Origin of the sequence: Microbacterium sp. JB110, from assembly GCF_003335195.1 — a bacterium.
In the GTDB taxonomy this organism is placed as follows: domain Bacteria; phylum Actinomycetota; class Actinomycetes; order Actinomycetales; family Microbacteriaceae; genus Microbacterium.
In genome coordinates, this window is sequence record NZ_QPGM01000007.1 from 53,807 (window position 1) to 70,270 (window position 16,464).

Genomic DNA, 16,464 nt, shown 5'->3' on the forward strand with positions numbered 1-16,464 from the left:
CGTGGCGCTCCAGTGATCGGGGATATGCCGGGGTCGAGTCTCGACGTGTGAGATTCTCTCGACTTCAAGATACCTGAGCGTCGTGGACGTTTCCCATCGGCAGGATGAACGACGCCGTTCACGGCAGTGCGCGGCCCATGGCCTCCGCTGCCGCTGCGGTTGTGCGGCTACGCGGCCGCGGAGACCGTGCGAGTGCGGCGCGGGCGCGCAGCCGGTGCGAAGAAGACGGCGATTGCGACCAGCCCCAGCACGACGATGAGCGCTCGCCTGAGTCCGAACTCCTCGCCGATCAGCCCGAGCATCGGCGGGCCGACGAGGAAGGCCACGTACCCGATCGTCGCGGCGAAGGCCACGCGACCGGCCGTGTTCTCGCCGCCGTCGCCCGCGGCGGAGAGCGCGACAGGGAACCCCAGTGAGGCTCCCAGACCCCACAGCACGACCGCAGCGCCTGCGGCGAGCTGGTGATCGACGAAGATGACGACGGCGATCCCCGTGGCGCCGAGGATCGAGCTGGCGGCGAGCACGGCGACGCGGCCGAAGCGATCGACGAACCCGCCGCCGATGAACCTGCCGAGCGTCATCGACGCCGCGAAGACCGCGTACATCGCCGAGCCGAGCTCGGCGTCGAACCCGTGCCCGTCGACCATCACGAGCGGCAGCCAGTCGTTCGCCGTGCCCTCCGCCATGGCGAGGGCGAGGATGATGACGCCGATCAGAAGGAGGTTCCCATCGCGCCAGACGGGGCGGCGAGGGGGAACGTGCTCAGTCGCCTCGGCGGAGATCGTTCGACCGACGCCGTTCGGGATGAACCTGATCGATGCGGCGAGGGCGACCAGCACGACGATGCCGACGGTGCCGAGATGGATCGCGACCGGAAATTCGGTCGCCGTCAGCATCATGCCGACGACGGCGCCCAGCACCGTGCCGAGACTGAAGAAGCCATGCACGAGCGGCAGGAAGGCCTTGCCCAACGACTTCTCGACCTCCGCGCCGTCGACGTTGAGCGCGATCTCGCCTCCGCCCATCCCGAGTCCGAACAGACCGAGGCCGATGCCGACGAGCGGGTCGTGGCCGAGTGCGGCGCCGATGCCGACGAGTGCGACTCCGGCGGCGACGCTGACCGTGCCGAGCGCGATGACGGTGCGCGTTCCGAGGCGGGCGACGAGCGGTCCCGACGACAGGATGCCGATCATCGACCCGATCGACAGGCCGAACAGGATGAATCCCATCTGTGCGGTCGAGGCTTCGAGCAGGTCTCGTACGTCGGGGGTGCGCGTGACCCACGACGAGATGCCCACGCCCGGAAGCGCGAACAGTACGAAGAGCGCATTGCGGCGGCGCAGCAGGGCAGGGGGCACCATGGATCCGATCGATTGGGGGTATCTCCGATCGTACTGACCTCCCACTTCGACGGACTGTACGACATCTCGGCGACGGCCTTCGCCTCGTGGTCGCCCATACCGTGCACGCGCTCGTGTCGGGCCGCCGGAACGGCGTGCGGCGCGCGGACCGAATCAGTCCGCGCGCCGTGACGATCCGCTGCCGTGCGGGTCGTCGCTCAGCTGCTCCTGCGCATGGCGCGCACGCCGACGAGCAGGCCGACCGCGGCCAGAGCGAGCGCCGCGACGCAGCCCCACAGCACCGGAGCCGTGGCGATCTCACCGGCGATCAGCGCGCGCTCCGCCCTGACGACCCAGTTCACCGGGTTGACGACGGCGACCGCTCGCATCCACGCCGGTCCCTCGTCCAGCGGCAGGAGTATGCCGGACAGGATCAGCAGCGGGAACAGCAGCGTCTGCTGCACGCCCCAGAACAGCCACTCGCGGTCCTTCGTCTGCAGCGCGAGCGCGTACGACAACGAGCCGAGACCGATGCCGAACACGGCCAGCAGGGCGAGGCCGATCATGAGCCCGAGCACGTCGATCGAGACGCCGAACGGCAGCGCGATGACGACCACGACAAGCGCCTGCACCACGATGGGCGCGATCTCCTTGAGCGCGCGGCCCACGAGCAGCGACGAGCGCGCGAGGGGTGCGACCAGGGTGCGCTCATGCGAGCCGGTCATCATCTCGTACTGAAGATTCGACCCGGTCGCTCCCGTGCCGAAGAGCACGATCATCACGAGCACGCCAGGCACGAACCACTCCAGGGTCTCGGCTGCCGGCTGCCCCGACTGTCCGATCAGGAGCGGCGCGAACAGCCCCAGGAACACGAGCGGCTGCACCAGGCTGAAGATCAGCGAGAACGGGTCGCGCAGGACGGGCTTCAATTCCCGGGTGAGAACGTTCCAGGTATCACGTGCGAGGTTCGTGCGCACGCTGGTATCGGCCTGCGTCGTCCGGGTCTGGGCGGTCATCGCTGCGCTCCTTCTGTGACGGGCTCCTCGGCGGAGGCGTCCTGTCGGTCGTGGTCCATCGATTCGCCTTCGCCCGCCTCGCGCAGGGTGCGGCCGGTGAGGGCGAGGAAGACGTCGTCGAGGGTGGGCGGAACGCCGGTCGCCCGCTCCACCCGGATGCCTGCTGCGTCGAGCGCGCGCACGGCCTGCGGGAGCAGGGCGTCGCCGTGCGGTGCCGTCAGGGCGATGGTCGTGGTCGCTTCGCGCCGCACCGCGCGGCCGGCGAGCTGCTGTACGACCGAGACGGCCGCCGAGGCATCCGCTTCGCTGCCGAACCCGAGGGTGATCAGGTCGCCGGTGAGGTTCGCCTTGAGCCGTGCGGCCGTGTCGTCGGCGATGACCCGCCCCTTGTCCATCACCATCACGCGTTCGGCGAAGCGGTCGGCCTCCTCCAGATAGTGCGTGGTGACGAAGATCGTCGTGCCGTGCTGTGCGCGCAGGTCGAGGATGTGCTGCCAGAGATTCGCGCGGCTGAGCGGATCGAGACCCGTCGACGGTTCGTCGAGGAAGAGCAGCGGGGGCGAGTGCATGAGCCCGAGTGCGATGTCGAGGCGGCGCTTCTGGCCGCCGGAGAGCTGCTGCACCGACTGGTTCGCGAAGCTCGCCAGCCCGAGCGATTCGACGAGCTCGTCGGCTCGCGCGCGGGACGCAGGCTTGGACATGCCGTAGAAGGCGCCCTGACTGAGCAGTTCGTCGCGGGCGCGCTGCGCGAAGCTGCCGCTGGTGAGCTGCCCGACATAGCCGATGCGCGCGCGAACGTCGGCGGAGCGCTGCCGCACGTCGAAGCCGACCACACGGGCGGTGCCGGATGTCGGTGCCTCCAGGGTCGTGAGCATGCGCAGGCTGGTGGATTTGCCTGCTCCGTTGGGGCCGAGGAACGCGACGAGTTCGCCGCGGGCCACCTCGAAGGTGAGGCCGGTGACCGCCTCGACGGTCTTCTTCTTGACGGTGAAGCGTTTGGTGAGTTCGTGGGCTTCGATGATCGGTTCGTTCGGCATGACAGTGAGGTTAGAACTGAATGCGGACAGATTCGGTCCTCATCATCGGGCATCATGGCGATATGGCCGACACGACGACGCGAGCCCTTTCGCTTCTGAATCTGCTGCAGACCCACCGGCACTGGCCGGGAACCGAGCTGGCGCAGCGTCTGGGTGTGACCGAGCGCACCGTGCGACGCGATGTGGAGCGGCTGCGCGATCTCGGCTACCGCATCGAGTCGGCGCCCGGCGCGGCCGGCGGATATCGCCTCGAAGCCGGCAGCGCGGTGCCGCCGCTGCTGCTCACCGACGAAGAGGCGGTGGCGATGGCCATCGGGCTGCGCGTCGCCGCGAGTGGGCGGCTGGTGAGCGGCCCCGAGACGACCATCACGGCGCTGGCGAAGCTCGAGCAGGTGCTGCCGGCTCCGCTGCGCCGGCGCGTGAACGCGCTCGCCGAAGCGGTGCAGCCCGCAGGTCTCCGCTCGGGGGCGCCGGTGTCGGGCGCCGTGCTCGGCGAGCTGGCGCTGGCGTGCCGGGATCACGAGCGGGTGCGCTTCACCTACACGGCGGCCTCGGGCGAGGTCACGCGACGACGGGTCGAGCCGCACGCGCTCGCGCCGGCTGAGCGCCACTGGTACCTGCTGTGCTGGGATCTCGACAAGGACGACTGGCGCACCTTCCGAGTCGATCGGCTCGGGGAGGTCGAGCACACCCGCGTGCTGTTCACACCGAGACCGCTGACGCCGGAGGAGATCGACGAATTCATCCTGGTGGCGCGATCGTGGGTGCGGCAGCCGGTCGAGGCGGAGGTCGTGATGGAGCTCCCGTTCGCGTCGATGCGGGAGCACTTCGGCCAGTGGGGGCAGGGTGCAGAGCCCGAGGGGGAGTCGCACACGCGGTGGGAGGTCGGCGGTGCCGACTTCCGCGAGACGATGTACGGCCTCTCGTGGATTCCCGAAGGCGTCGAGTACACCACAGATCTGCCGGAACCAGGTCGCGCCGAGCTGCGCGAGACGCTCGCGCGGATGCTGCGCGCACTCGACGCGCCGCCCCCGCCTCCCCGCGCCGAACACCCGCGGTGAGCAGCGCGTGCGGCGCCGTCAGCCCCGCAGCGCCTTCTGGATGCGCTGCACGGAGATCGTCTCTGCTGTGCCCAGGCGCTGGGCGAACAGGCTCACGCGCAGCTCCTCGAGCATCCAGCGAGCCCGCTCGATGTGCTCGGGCGATCCTGCATCCAGCGGGATCTCGCCTCCGGCCTCGTCGTAGGCGGCCCGCGCCTTCTCGTATTCGGTCATCCACTGCCTGTCGCGCCCCGGATGATCCGGAAGCGTCTCGAGGCGCACCAGGATGCCCTCGAGGTAGCGGGGGAGATGCCGCAGCCGGTCCAGCCCCGTGGCGAGCACGAAGCCCTTCGGCAGCAGGGCGTCGAGCTGGCCGCGGGCGTCGTTCAGCGCACCGAGCAGCGCCATCGAGTTCGCCTTCTTGATCGCGCGCTCCGCGTTGCGCGCCGCGGTGAGGACGCGCGCGACCAGCGCCGTGGTCTCGATCACGCGGTCGACCGAGCCCCGCGAGACGTCGTCGCGCACCGCCTCGAACGCCGCACGAGTGCGCACCTCGCCGTGCCGGTCGATCGCCTCGTCGGCCACGGCGGCGAGGCAGTCCTCGATCACGGCCTTCGGCGACGGGTAGGGTGACGCGGCCAGGGCGAGCTTCTCGTTCTGCGTGAGATGCTCCTGCACGTACGACACAGGAGAGGGCACGGTGAGCAGGATGAGTCGCCGCAGCCCCGCCCGCGTCAGTCGTGCCGCGCTCTCGGCCGTCGTCTCGACCCGCACCGCGACGGACTGCTTCTCGTCGACGAGCGCGGGGTAGCCGCGCACGACTCCGCCTGCGACCTTCTGGTCCACCCGATCCGGCAGGTCGCCGAACGTCCAATCGGTCAGGTCCTGCTTCTCGATGGCCGGCGCGCTCGCGGCCTGCGCCACGGCATCCGGCCCCTTGCCTCCCGTGCGATCGGCACGCGGGCCCCGTTCGATCTGGCGGGCCACGGAATCGCGTGCCTTCGATGCCAGACGTCGCTGCAGCGCGCCGAGGTCGCGCCCCGAGCCCGCTGCGCGGCCTCGCGCGTCGACGACGCGGAACGACATCTTCAGGTGCTCGGGCACCCGCTCCGTCTCGAACGCGTCGGCGGTGACGGGCTGATTCGCCTGCTGCTGCACGAGCCGTGCCAGCGACGCGGCGAGCGACTGCGGAGGCAGGCCGTCGTGGTCCTCAGGGCCGGAACCGGCGAGCTCGGCGGAGAGCCGCTCCGCCCAATCTGCAGCCGGCACAACGTGTCGCCGAATGGCTTTCGGCAGGGCCCTGAGCATGGCGGTGACGAGTTCGGAGCGCATCCCAGGCACCTGCCAGCCGAAGCCCGCGTCCTCGACCGAGGCGAGCAGGGCGAGCGGGATCACGGCGGTGACGCCGTCGTCGGGCGCGCCGGGCTCGAAACGGTACGCGAGCTGGAGCGTCTGGTCGCCCTGGCGCCACGTCGATGGGAAGTCGCGCGCATCGCCGGACGCCTCGTCGTCGAGCAGATGCTCCTCCCGCATCGTGAGCAGGTCGGGCGTGGTCTTCAGCTCATCGCGCCACCACGCCTCGAAGCTGCGCACGTCGAAGATCTCGGCGGGCACCCGCTGGTCGTAGAAGCCGTACACCGCCTCGTCGCCCGCGAGGATGTCGCGGCGCCGTTCGCGCTCCTCGACCTTCTCCAACCGCCGGCGCAGCTCGGTGTTCTGCCGCACGAACTTCGTCACGGGCTTCGGCAGCAGAGCCGGATCCCACTCGCCCTCGACGAGAGCGTGCCGGATGAACAGCTCGCGCGAGGCAGCCCTGTCGACGCGCGCGAACCGGATGCGCCGGCGCGGCACGATCTCGACGCCGTACAGCGTCACCTTCTCGAATGCGACAGCGGCGCCGGAATCCTTCGACCAGTGCGGCTCGGACACCTGACGCTTGACGAGGTCGCCAGCGAGGTCCTCTGCCCATGCCGGGTCGATCCTGGCGACGGTGCGTGCGAACAGGCGCGAGGTCTCGACGAGCTCCGCCGCCATCACCGCCTTCGGCTTGGCCTTCTTCAACCCGGACCCGGGGAAGATCTGGAACGACACGTTGCGCGCGCCGCGATAGGCGGCCCCGCGCCCGCGGTCGCCCTTGCGCGTCTCGCGTTCGTCGAGCACACCGATCTGGGAGAGCAGGCCGGCCAGCAGCGCACGGTGGATCTCGTCGCCGCGCGGATGCCCGCCCTCCGCGGCCGCTGAGGCTCCCCGTCGATCCGGCGCTGCGCCGTCGGCGTCACCAGGGGCCTGCGACTCGCTGCGAGCGTTTCGATGGCCGCGCTCGTCGCTGAGGTCGCGCGTGAGCGAGCGCAGCTGCCTGTGCACGTCGAACCACTCGCGCACGCGCACATAGTTGAGGAACTCGGCGCGCACGAGCCGTCGGAACGCGCTCGAGCCCAGTTCGCGCTGCTTCTCGCGCAGGTGGTTCCACAGATTGAGCAGCGTGAGGAAATCGCTGGTCGGATCGACGAACCGCGCATGCGCCTGCTGCGCCTGCTCGCGCTGCTCCTCCGGCCGCTCGCGCACGTCCTGGATCGACAGTCCGGCGACGATGGCGAGCACATCGTCTGCGACGCCCGAGCGCCCCGCCTCCACGAGCATCCGCGCGAACCGTGGATCGATCGGCATCCGCGCGATGCGTCGGCCCGTCTTCGTCAGCCGGGGTCCGCCGCCGCGCCCCATCGACACGGCGCCGAGCTCGACCAGCAGGTCGAACGCCGCCTTCACGCCGCGCGAATCGGGAGGCGTGAGGAATGGGAACTCGGCGATGTCGCCGAACCCGAGCGACAGCATCTGCAGCACGACCGAGGCGAGCGAGGTGCGCAGGATCTCCGGATCGGTGAACTCGGGCCGCTTGCCGAAGTCGTCGTGGGCGTAGAGCCGGATGGCGATGCCGTCGCTGGTGCGGCCGGCACGGCCTGAGCGCTGCTGCGCAGACGCCTGCGAGACCGGCTCGATCGGCAGGCGCTGCACCTTGGCACGGTTCGAGTAGCGCGAGACGCGCGCGGTGCCCGCGTCGACGACGTACTTGATCCCCGGCACCGTCAGCGACGTCTCCGCAACGTTCGTGGCGAGCACGATGCGGCGGCGCACACCGGCGACGCGTGACTTCTCGAACACCCGATGCTGTTCCGCCGCGCTCAGTCTGCCGAACAGCGGCAGCACCTCGGTGGGCGCGGGACCGGAGCGGAACGCTCCCTCCACCGCATCCCGGGCGTCGCGGATCTCCGCCTCACCTGGCAGGAACACCAGCACGTCCCCCGGCGGCTCACGGTCGAGCTCGCGCAGCGCCTCGACGATCGCCTGCACCTCGTCGTCGGCCTCGTACGGCCGCTCGTCGACATCCGGATCCTCGCTCGCCCGCTCGTCGTCGGCATCAGGGGCGTCGTCCTTCCGTGCGAAGGGTCGGTACCGGATCTCGACGGGATAGGTGCGCCCGGAGACCTCGACGATAGGGGCGGGCTCGCCCGACGGGTCGGCGAAGTGCGCCGCGAAGGACTCCGGATCGATGGTGGCCGAGGTGATGATGACCTTCAGATCGGGTCGCTCGGGCAGGATGCGCCTGAGGTACCCCAGCAGGAAGTCGACGTTCAGTGAGCGCTCGTGTGCCTCGTCGATGATGATCGTGTCGTAGCGGCTGAGCAGCCGATCGCGGTGCACCTCGTTGAGCAGGATGCCGTCGGTCATCAGAGCGATCTGCGTCTCTGCGGAGACCTGATCGGTGAAGCGCACCTTGTACCCGACGACGCCGCCGAGCGGCACCTGCATCTCCTCGGAGACGCGCTCCGCGATCGTGCGGGCTGCGAGGCGGCGCGGCTGCGTGTGCGCAATCGAGGTGCGGCCGAGCTCGAGGGCGATCTTCGGCAGCTGTGTGGTCTTCCCGCTGCCTGTGGCGCCGGCGACGATGACGACCTGGTGGGAACGGACGACCTCGGCGATCTCGTCGCGCGCGGCGCTGACCGGCAGCTCCGGGGGATAGGCGATGACGGGCGCGGCGGAGGACATAGCCCTCCAGTCTATTCCGGATGATCGACGCGCTCGCGGCAGGGTCGTGCTGGGCTTCCCTGCCGATCTGCGCCGCCGGAATCATATGCCGCAATACCCGCGTCAGTCCGGTGACGCGGTCATAGGGTGGAGGCATGACTGTTCCCAGCGTGAAGCTCAATTCCGGCTACGACATCCCTCAACTCGGCTTCGGGGTGTTCCTGGTGCCGGCCGATGAGGCAGAGAAGGCGGTCTCCGAGGCGCTCGAGGTCGGCTACCGCCACATCGACACCGCGGCGATCTACCGCAACGAGGAGGGCGTCGGCGCGGCGATCGCATCCAGCGGCGTCCCGCGCGAAGAGCTCTTCGTCACGACCAAGCTCTGGAACGACCACCAGGAGGGCGAGAAGCCGCACGACGCCATCCGGTCCAGCCTCGACAAGCTCGGTCTCGACCACGTCGATCTCTACCTGACGCACTGGCCGACGCCGGAGCGCGACACGTACTCGAACGCGTGGCAGAAGCTGATCGAGATCCGCGACGCGGGGCTGACCCGTTCGATCGGCGTCTCCAACCACCTGCCGGAGCACCTCGACCGGCTCGTCGCCGACACCGGCGTCGTGCCCGCGGTGAATCAGATCGAGCTGCACCCGGCGCTGCAGCAGTCGGACGTGCTGACGTGGGCCGAGGCCAACGGCATGAAGATCGAGTCGTGGGGCCCGCTCGGCCAGGGCAAGTACCCGCTGTTCGAGAACCCCGCCGTGGCGGCTGCCGCCGAGGCGCACGGCGTCACCCCGGCGCAGGCAGTGCTGCGCTGGCACCTGCAGCGCGGCTTCATCGTGTTCCCGAAGTCGGTGCGCAAGGAGCGGATGGCCGAGAACTTCGACGTGTTCGGCTTCGAGCTGACCGCGACGGAGATCGAGCAGATCAACGCGATCGACCCCGGTGACGGCTCAGGCCGCGTCGGATCGCACCCGCTCGAATTCAACTGATCGCTTCGCACCGCAGGCCGGTCACCCCTTTCCACGGGTGACCGGCCTGCGGCGTTCGTGCGCGGCGTATGGTCCTGCGCGCACTACGCCGCCAAGGCCGCCCTGGCGGAATCCGCATCTGTGATGATGACGTGGCAGAGTCCGGAGCGGAGCGTGGCGAGCACTGCCTGGCTCTTGCTGGGTCCGCCCCCGACGCCGACCGCGAGAGGAGTGCGCCGAATCTGCTCCGAGGTGATGCCGACCATGCGCCCCTCAGGCGCAGGGACCTCGCGGCCCTCTGCGTCGAGCAGAACTCCGCCGATCTCGCCGACGATGCCGCGATCCATCAGCTCATCGAGCATTCCGAGCTGCTGCAGGAGCTCGGCGAGCAATGAGGACTCCGGCCAGCCGCCGATCGTCATCACCGCCTTCGTCAGGTGATCGTAGCGTCTGATCGTCTGCTGAACGGCGGGATGGCTCGTGATGGCATGGGCAGGCACTTCAGAGATGATCGGCGCGTAGAGCGGGTAGGTGCCGCCGCCGGCGACCCTGCCCAGATTCGTCACCGATTCTGCACCGTCCTCCGTACGCGCCGTGCCGACGCCCGTGAGCTGCACGACATCCACATAGGGCATGCGGTTGACGAGTCGAGAAGCCGCGACGAGGGTTCGCCCTGGGGAGAGGCCGAGCACATCGTCATCGACCGCGTTCTCTTCGAGATAGCGCGCCGTGACGCGGGCGATGACATTCCGCGCCAGCGCCTCGTCCGGGCCCGGCGTGTGCACGGCGAACGCCGAGCGAAGCCCGAAACGCTCTGCCAGGCGACCGGACAGCTCCACATCCACCGGTGACTCGATGGTGGCTCTGACATCGATCAGCCCATCGGACCGTGCGCGCTTCACCATGCGCGACACGGTGAAGCGCGATATCCCCAGCTCGTCGGCGAGATCGTTGATCGAGCGTCCGGCTCCCAGGTTCTCCAGCGCGACGTACGCGTGGAGCACCTGCTGCTCGACACCGAGGGTTGTGCTCATATGTGCAGGTATAGCACACCTATGTGCAGTCGTGGTTCTGTTGTGGACGGCACTGAGATGCGCACCTTCCGAGCCGGCGCACTCCTGCACGACCGTCCAAAGGAGGACAGCTCATGAAACGCCAGATACACAGCACAGCACTTCGGCGCATCATCGCCGTGACCGCAGGCGCAGGAACGATGGCGCTACTTGCCGGTTGCGCAGGCGGCGGATCGTCGCAGGGACCGGAGACCGAACTCGACGGTTTCGACTGGAAGAACTTCGAGGGCACAGAACTCAACCTGCTGATGAGCGAGCATCCGTTCTCCAACGCGATCAAAGAACGCGTTCCGGAGTTCGAAGAGCTGACCGGAATCGATGTCAACCTCGAGACGCTCACCGAAACCGACTACATGGTCAAGCTGCTGACCGAGCTGCAATCCGGCGCGGGAAGCTACGACGCCTTCATGACGTCGCAGCCGATGAACTTCCAGTACGCGGCGGCCGGGTGGATCGAGGATCTGCAGCCGTGGGTCGACGACGACACACGGACGGCGCCCGATTGGGACTTCGAAGACTTCTACCCCGCGCTCATCGACTCTCTCCGGTGGGACAAGACGGAGTTCGGCGGCGCCGGTGAGGGGGAGCTATGGGCCATCCCGGTCAACGAGGAGGGCTACTCGCTGTTCTACCGCACCGACGTCCTGGAGGAGTTCGGCGTCGAGCCGCCGGAGACCATCGACGAACTCGTCGCCGCTGCGGCCGAGCTCGACGGGAAGACGTTCGACGGCAAAGAGATCTCAGGGTTCGTCAGCAGAGGAGACAAAACGTACCCGACGCTGAACCCGTTCTCGACCTTCGTGCTCGGCCATGGTGTGCAGGACATCGTGGACGGCAAGGCCGGTGTGAACTCTCCCGAGGGCATTGCCGCCGCGGAGGACTGGGTCGAGCTCATGCAGTACGCCCCGGATGCTGCGAGCACGTACACCTGGTACGAGGCGCAGCAGGACTTCATCGCCGGAAACGCCGCGATGTACATCGACGCGGACCACATGGCTCCTGACTTCGAGAAGAGCGCCATCGGCGGCAACGTCGGCTACGGACTTCCTCCCGAGGGGCCTGCGGGGCGCGGATCCAGCATGTGGGTCTGGTCGCTCGGCATGAACGCCGACTCACCGAACAAGGACGCGGCGTGGCAGTTCATCCAGTGGGCATCGTCGAAGGAGTCCCTCACGGAGGCGATCACCGCGGGCAACATGAACCCGACGCGCGTCTCGGTCGGTCAGGGCGATGAGATGGCCGCGGCAACCGAAGGATGGGGCGACTACAACGAGATCTGGCAGGAGATCCTGTCGGATCACGCTGAATGGGCGTACACACCGTCCGCCGCCTGGCCCGAGGTCGGAGACATCTGGACGACAGAGCTGCAGGCCGCCGTGCTCGAGCAGAAGACGGCCCAAGAAGCGATGGACGACGCCGCTGCGCAGATCGACCAGCTGATCGAAGAGTGAGCGTGCTCGGCGGCGGCCTCAGACGCACGGTCGCCGCCGGACGCACTCGAAAGGCACACCTATGAAGCACAAGCCGTATCTTCCGTACCTGCTTGCTCTGCCGGGGCTCGCGGTCCTCATCGCGATCCTCTACCCGTTCTTCACCGGCGTGTACTGGTCGTTCACCTCCTATCGCCTCACCAGGGGCGATCCGAAGCCCAACTGGGGCGAGAACTACGTCGATCTGTTCACCACGGGTGACGGGTGGCACGCGATCACCATCACACTGACCTATGCCGTGTCCGCCGTGATCATCGAGGTCGTACTGGGCACCCTCATCGCGCTCGCCCTCAACCACGGTCGCTACGGCAGCTACTTCCGCATTCTGATCGTTCTGCCGCTGCTGATGCCGCCTGTGATCGCAGCGCTGATGTGGAAGGTGATGCTGACCGAGAACGGTGTCACGAACTGGATGATCGAGGCGCTCGGCGGTACCAGGCTGCTCTGGTTCAACGGGCCGGACACCGCGCTGCTCACCTGCATCCTGATCGATGTGTGGCTGTACACGCCGTTCGTCGTACTGCTGATGCAGGCGGGACTGAAGAGTGTGCCGACGGAGCTGCGCGAGGCGTCCGCGGTCGACGGTGCCAGCAATGTGCGGCACTTCTTCACGATCACGCTTCCCCTCACGATCCCGGTTCTGGTCGTCGTGATCGCGTTCCGCGGGATCGACTCGTTGAAGATGTTCGACGTCATCTACACGACGACCAAGGGCGGCCCCGTCGATGCGACGACGAACCTCCACGTCCTGGCGTACCTCGACGGCATCCGGAACCTGAACTTCGGTGCAGCGATGGCGGCGCTCGTCGTGCTCTGGATCATCTGCTACGTGCTGTCCTATGTCCTGCTGAAGGCTCGACGGAAGGAAATCTCCGCATGAGTTCCCTCACCGAACGCACCGTCACGATCCCCTTCCGCGGGCAGAGTTCGCACAAGTCGCGTCGAGCGACCGGGCACACGCTCGTGATCATCGGGCTCAGTGCGTGGACGATCTTCACACTCGCGCCGATCGCATGGATTCTGCTGATGTCGTTCAAGACGCCGGATCAGATCGTCTCGAACCCGCCGTTGTTCTTCTTCGCCCCGACACTGGAGAACTACATCGAGGTGTTCAGCGGCCCGGAGTTCCTGACCCCCTTCGTGAACTCGCTGATCGTCACGGGCGGCGCGCTGCTGGTGACGCTCGTGATCGGACTTCCCACCGCATACGCGCTGGCGCGGTTCACCTTCAAGGGCAGAGAGAACATCGGCTTCGGCATCCTGTCACTCCGCTTCGCCCCGGAGCTGCTCGTGATTCTGCCCCTCTATCTGATCTTCCAGCAGACGGGGCTCGCGAACAGCTATCTCGGACTGATCCTGGCCTATCAGATCGTGACCCTGCCCATGCTGGTCTGGATGCTGCGATCGTTCATCGAAGACCTGCCGGGCGAACTCGAGGAGGCTGTCGCCGTGGACGGCGGTACCCGCTGGACGGCGTTCCGTCACGTGATGTTCCGTCTGATCGCGCCGGGCCTCGGCGCTAGTCTGATGCTGTCGTTCATCTGGGCGTGGAACAACTACACGCTCCCCTTGGTGCTCTCAGGGCGGGAGACGCAGGTCATCACGACCGGGCTCCAGCAGTACGTCGGATATCAGGCGATCGAGTGGGGGCCCATGGCCGCCGCCACGATCATCTCGATCCTCCCCGGGGTGCTGTTCGCCATCTTCTCGCTTCGTTGGATCGTCGGCGGGCTGACCGCCGGCACTGTCAAGGGATAGCTCCAGAGCGCCCGCAACCCGTTCGTATCAATGAGAAAGAAGGACCCTATGACGAACGCCTATCCCCGCACCATGGCGGCCTCGGTGCTCACCGAGCCGCGCAAGATCGAGCTGCAGCAGGTGCCGGTGCCCGAACTCGGTCCGAACCAGGTGCTGGTCCAGGTCGAGGCCGTCGGCGTCTGCGGCTCCGACACCCACTTCTACGAGAGCGGCAACGTCGGCGACATCGTCGTCGACGGCCCGATCGTTCTCGGCCACGAATCGGCCGGCAGCATCGTCGCCGTGGGAACGAACGTCTCGCCCGGCCGTGTCGGCGATCGCGTCTCGGTCGAGCCGCAGACCGTGTGCCGGCGCTGCGAGTTCTGCAAGCAGGGTGAGTACCACCTCTGCCCGAACGTGGAGTTCTACGGTGCCTATCCGTGCGACGGGTCGTTCGCCGACTACGAGATCATCGACGACGACTTCGCCCACACCATCCCGGACTCCATGACCTTCGAACAGGCGGCGATGGCCGAACCGGTGTCGGTCGCCGTGCACGCCAACCGCAAGGGCGGGGTGACGGCGTCGTCGCGCGTTCTCATCACCGGCGCGGGGCCGATCGGCGTGCTCAACGCGCAGGTGGCGCGCGCGTTCGGCGCCACCGAGATCGTCATCAGCGACCCCATCGAGAATCGCCGCCGCTTCGCGCTCGAGCACGGCGCAACCGAGGCGGTAGACCCGACCCAGGTCGACTTCGCCCAGTGGGACAGGCATTTCGACGTCTACATCGATGCCTCGGGCAACGGGCGCGCCATCACCCAGGCGCTGCCGACCATCCGGCCCGGCGGCGTCGCCGTGCTCGTCGGGATGGGAGGCGACTATCTCGAGCTCCCGATCGCGATGCTGCAGCATCGCGAGGTGATGGTGACCGGCACCTTCCGCTACGTCAACACGTGGCCGACGGCGATCGACCTGATCTCCTCCGGAACCGTCCAGGTCGACCCGCTGGTCACCGGACGCTTCGGCCTCGACGGCGCCGAGGAGGCGCTGCTGAAGGCCAAGACGGACCCGCAGGCGATCAAGACCATGGTGATCCCCTCGCTGACGAGCTGACCCGAGGCGCGGGCTGACCCGCGCGGGCTCGCGAGATGCGCACTCTTTCGACGAAACAGCGTCCAAACGTGCGCATCTCGGCGAGAAGTGCGCATCTCGGCAGCTTCGGCGCGGGTCAGATCCAGCCGGGGAGCCACATGTGGGCTCGCCAGAGGGGGTAGGGCTCGGCGATTCCCGTTGCCAGCGGGAGGAAGTATGCCGCGGCGAGGAGCGCGAGCGCGAGGAAGACGCCGACGACGACGCGCCACGCGCGGCGCTGGCGCCGGGCGTACTCGGTCGCATCGGCGATCTCCGCCTCCGTGGGTTCCGGCAGCAGCACCGGGTCTCGCCTGCGCACCAGGTGCTGCAGTGCCATCGCGAGTGCCAGGCATACGAACGGCAGCATCGCCACGGTGTAGAACTGGAAGATCGTGCGCGCGGGGTACAGCAGCCACGGCACCCACGTGATCGCGATGCCGACGAGCGGCCACGCCAGCGACATCCGGCGCGTGCGGATCAGCACGACGGTCAGCAGGACGATCGCCGCCATTCCGGCGTACCAGACGATCGGGTTCGGGTGGCTGCCGATCACCGCGATCGACGCGTCATCCGGATGCCCGACCCACATCGCCGTCGGTCGCAGCAGCAGCGGCCACTGCCATGCCTGGCTGGCGTAGGCGTGCCCGCTGGACAGCCCGACGTGGAAGTCGTAGACGGCGGACTGATAGGTCCACCACGCCGCGAGCGGGTTCGCCGAAGCGTCGCGGTCGTATCCGCCCGACGTCGCGAACCACCCGGCCCACGACGCGAGGTGCGTCGCGGCGGCGACGGGCACGAGCAGCAGGAACGTCGCAGGTCCCTGCCTGATGATCGCCGACGGCAGCCATTCCCGCACACCCGCGCGGCGCCGGTCGATCGCGTCGAGCACCACGAGCCAGATGCCGAGACCGGCCAGCGCGTACAGTCCCGACCACTTCACGGCGCTCGCCGCGCCCATCGTGAGCCCGGCGGCGAGCACCCACGGGCGGCGCCACATCACGGGGCCGAACAGCGCACCGGATGCCTCGGCCAGGCGTCTGCGCGTGTGGTCGCGGTCGAGCACCAGGAAGCATACGGCCAGCAGAACCAGCGCGGCCAGGATGCCGTCGAGCAGTGCCACCCTGCTCATCGCGATGCCGAGGCCGTCGACGGCGAGCAGGCCGGCGGCGATCGAGGCGACGGCCACCGAGCCGGTCAGCCGCCTGGCCAGGAAGTACAGCGCGAGGACCATCATCGTGCCGGCCGCGGCCGTGGCGAGGCGCCACCCTGCAGGGTTGTCCGGTCCGAGCAGCGCCATTCCCATGGCGATCAGCCATTTTCCGAGCGGCGGATGCACGACGAAGGATCCGTCCGTCGTGAAGAGGTCCGCTCGTCCGGCCTCGAAGGCGGCGTCGGAGCCGTCAGGCCACTCGCCCTCGTAGCCGAGGTTCCACAGCGACCAGGCGTCCTTGACGTAGTAGGTCTCGTCGAAGACCAGCTCGTGCGGGTGCGCGAGACCGACGAACCTCACCAGTGCCGCGACGGCGGTCAGCATCACGGGCGCGAGCCACTCCCACGTCCGCGCCGTCACCCGAATCCGCACCGGTCCAGCCTACGGCTGGGGCGA

12 protein-coding genes are annotated in these 16,464 nt (G+C 68.3%); 6 read left to right on the forward strand and 6 right to left on the reverse strand.

Translation table 11 applies throughout. From position 1 onward, the window contains the following. Positions 1-167 precede the first annotated feature (167 nt). The 3 genes from CIK77_RS12735 to CIK77_RS12745 all read right to left on the reverse strand — a co-directional run bounded on the left by CIK77_RS12735 (position 168) and on the right by CIK77_RS12745 (position 3,393). On the reverse strand, positions 168-1,361 hold the full coding sequence (locus CIK77_RS12735; RefSeq protein ID WP_170934258.1) for an MFS transporter: 1,194 nt from the start codon (positions 1,359-1,361) through the stop codon (positions 168-170). A gap of 197 nt (positions 1,362-1,558) precedes the next feature. Then, entirely contained in the window at positions 1,559-2,356 is a 798-nt protein-coding gene (locus CIK77_RS12740; RefSeq protein WP_087056470.1) for an ABC transporter permease, read from the reverse strand. Continuing rightward, on the reverse strand, positions 2,353-3,393 hold the full coding sequence (locus CIK77_RS12745; protein ID WP_087056471.1) for an ABC transporter ATP-binding protein: 1,041 nt from the start codon (positions 3,391-3,393) through the stop codon (positions 2,353-2,355). The genes CIK77_RS12740 and CIK77_RS12745 overlap by 4 nt, the downstream gene beginning before the upstream one ends. Before the next feature lie 62 nt (positions 3,394-3,455). Between CIK77_RS12745 and CIK77_RS12750 the strand changes: the two genes are divergently transcribed. Beyond that, positions 3,456-4,454 (forward strand): helix-turn-helix transcriptional regulator, encoded by a 999-nt coding sequence (locus CIK77_RS12750; protein ID WP_087056620.1) that lies wholly within the window; start codon positions 3,456-3,458, stop codon positions 4,452-4,454. An 18-nt stretch (positions 4,455-4,472) separates the two neighbouring features. Here the strand turns inward: CIK77_RS12750 and hrpA are convergent, their stop codons facing one another. Further along, on the reverse strand, positions 4,473-8,477 hold the full coding sequence (hrpA, locus tag CIK77_RS12755; RefSeq protein WP_087056472.1) for an ATP-dependent RNA helicase HrpA: 4,005 nt from the start codon (positions 8,475-8,477) through the stop codon (positions 4,473-4,475). A 134-nt stretch (positions 8,478-8,611) separates the two neighbouring features. Between hrpA and CIK77_RS12760 the strand changes: the two genes are divergently transcribed. Further along, positions 8,612-9,448 carry an aldo/keto reductase gene (locus CIK77_RS12760; protein WP_087056473.1) on the forward strand — a complete coding sequence of 279 codons (837 nt, stop codon included), beginning with the start codon at positions 8,612-8,614 and terminating at the stop codon, positions 9,446-9,448. Positions 9,449-9,531: 83 nt separating this feature from the next. Here the strand turns inward: CIK77_RS12760 and CIK77_RS12765 are convergent, their stop codons facing one another. Continuing rightward, positions 9,532-10,461, reverse strand: coding sequence for a sugar-binding transcriptional regulator (locus tag CIK77_RS12765; protein WP_087056474.1), 930 nt, complete (start codon positions 10,459-10,461; stop codon positions 9,532-9,534). 113 nt (positions 10,462-10,574) lie between these two features. Between CIK77_RS12765 and CIK77_RS12770 the strand changes: the two genes are divergently transcribed. From CIK77_RS12770 to CIK77_RS12785, 4 genes are all read left to right on the forward strand, one after another. Then, positions 10,575-11,951, forward strand: coding sequence for an ABC transporter substrate-binding protein (locus tag CIK77_RS12770; RefSeq protein WP_087056475.1), 1,377 nt, complete (start codon positions 10,575-10,577; stop codon positions 11,949-11,951). 61 nt (positions 11,952-12,012) lie between these two features. Beyond that, positions 12,013-12,870, forward strand: a complete 858-nt coding sequence (locus CIK77_RS12775) for a carbohydrate ABC transporter permease (RefSeq protein WP_087056476.1) — start codon at positions 12,013-12,015, stop codon at positions 12,868-12,870. Next, entirely contained in the window at positions 12,867-13,748 is an 882-nt protein-coding gene (locus CIK77_RS12780) for a carbohydrate ABC transporter permease (RefSeq protein ID WP_087056477.1), read from the forward strand. The genes CIK77_RS12775 and CIK77_RS12780 overlap by 4 nt, the downstream gene beginning before the upstream one ends. A gap of 48 nt (positions 13,749-13,796) precedes the next feature. Beyond that, entirely contained in the window at positions 13,797-14,840 is a 1,044-nt protein-coding gene (locus tag CIK77_RS12785) for an NAD(P)-dependent alcohol dehydrogenase (protein WP_087056478.1), read from the forward strand. A 115-nt stretch (positions 14,841-14,955) separates the two neighbouring features. Here the strand turns inward: CIK77_RS12785 and CIK77_RS12790 are convergent, their stop codons facing one another. Further along, entirely contained in the window at positions 14,956-16,440 is a 1,485-nt protein-coding gene (locus CIK77_RS12790) for a dolichyl-phosphate-mannose--protein mannosyltransferase (protein ID WP_249268729.1), read from the reverse strand. Positions 16,441-16,464: the final 24 nt, after the last annotated feature.

Bases quoted from the DNA above. Each gene is read 5' to 3' on its own strand.
- CIK77_RS12735 (WP_170934258.1), bottom strand. From the start codon at position 1,361: ATGGTGCCCCCTGCCCTGCTGCGCCGCCGCAATGCGCTCTTCGTACTG.
- CIK77_RS12740 (WP_087056470.1), bottom strand. From the start codon at position 2,356: ATGACCGCCCAGACCCGGACGACGCAGGCCGATACCAGCGTGCGCACG.
- CIK77_RS12745 (WP_087056471.1), bottom strand. From the start codon at position 3,393: ATGCCGAACGAACCGATCATCGAAGCCCACGAACTCACCAAACGCTTC.
- CIK77_RS12750 (WP_087056620.1), top strand. From the start codon at position 3,456: ATGGCCGACACGACGACGCGAGCCCTTTCGCTTCTGAATCTGCTGCAG.
- hrpA (WP_087056472.1), bottom strand. From the start codon at position 8,477: ATGTCCTCCGCCGCGCCCGTCATCGCCTATCCCCCGGAGCTGCCGGTC.
- CIK77_RS12760 (WP_087056473.1), top strand. From the start codon at position 8,612: ATGACTGTTCCCAGCGTGAAGCTCAATTCCGGCTACGACATCCCTCAA.
- CIK77_RS12765 (WP_087056474.1), bottom strand. From the start codon at position 10,461: ATGAGCACAACCCTCGGTGTCGAGCAGCAGGTGCTCCACGCGTACGTC.
- CIK77_RS12770 (WP_087056475.1), top strand. From the start codon at position 10,575: ATGAAACGCCAGATACACAGCACAGCACTTCGGCGCATCATCGCCGTG.
- CIK77_RS12775 (WP_087056476.1), top strand. From the start codon at position 12,013: ATGAAGCACAAGCCGTATCTTCCGTACCTGCTTGCTCTGCCGGGGCTC.
- CIK77_RS12780 (WP_087056477.1), top strand. From the start codon at position 12,867: ATGAGTTCCCTCACCGAACGCACCGTCACGATCCCCTTCCGCGGGCAG.
- CIK77_RS12785 (WP_087056478.1), top strand. From the start codon at position 13,797: ATGACGAACGCCTATCCCCGCACCATGGCGGCCTCGGTGCTCACCGAG.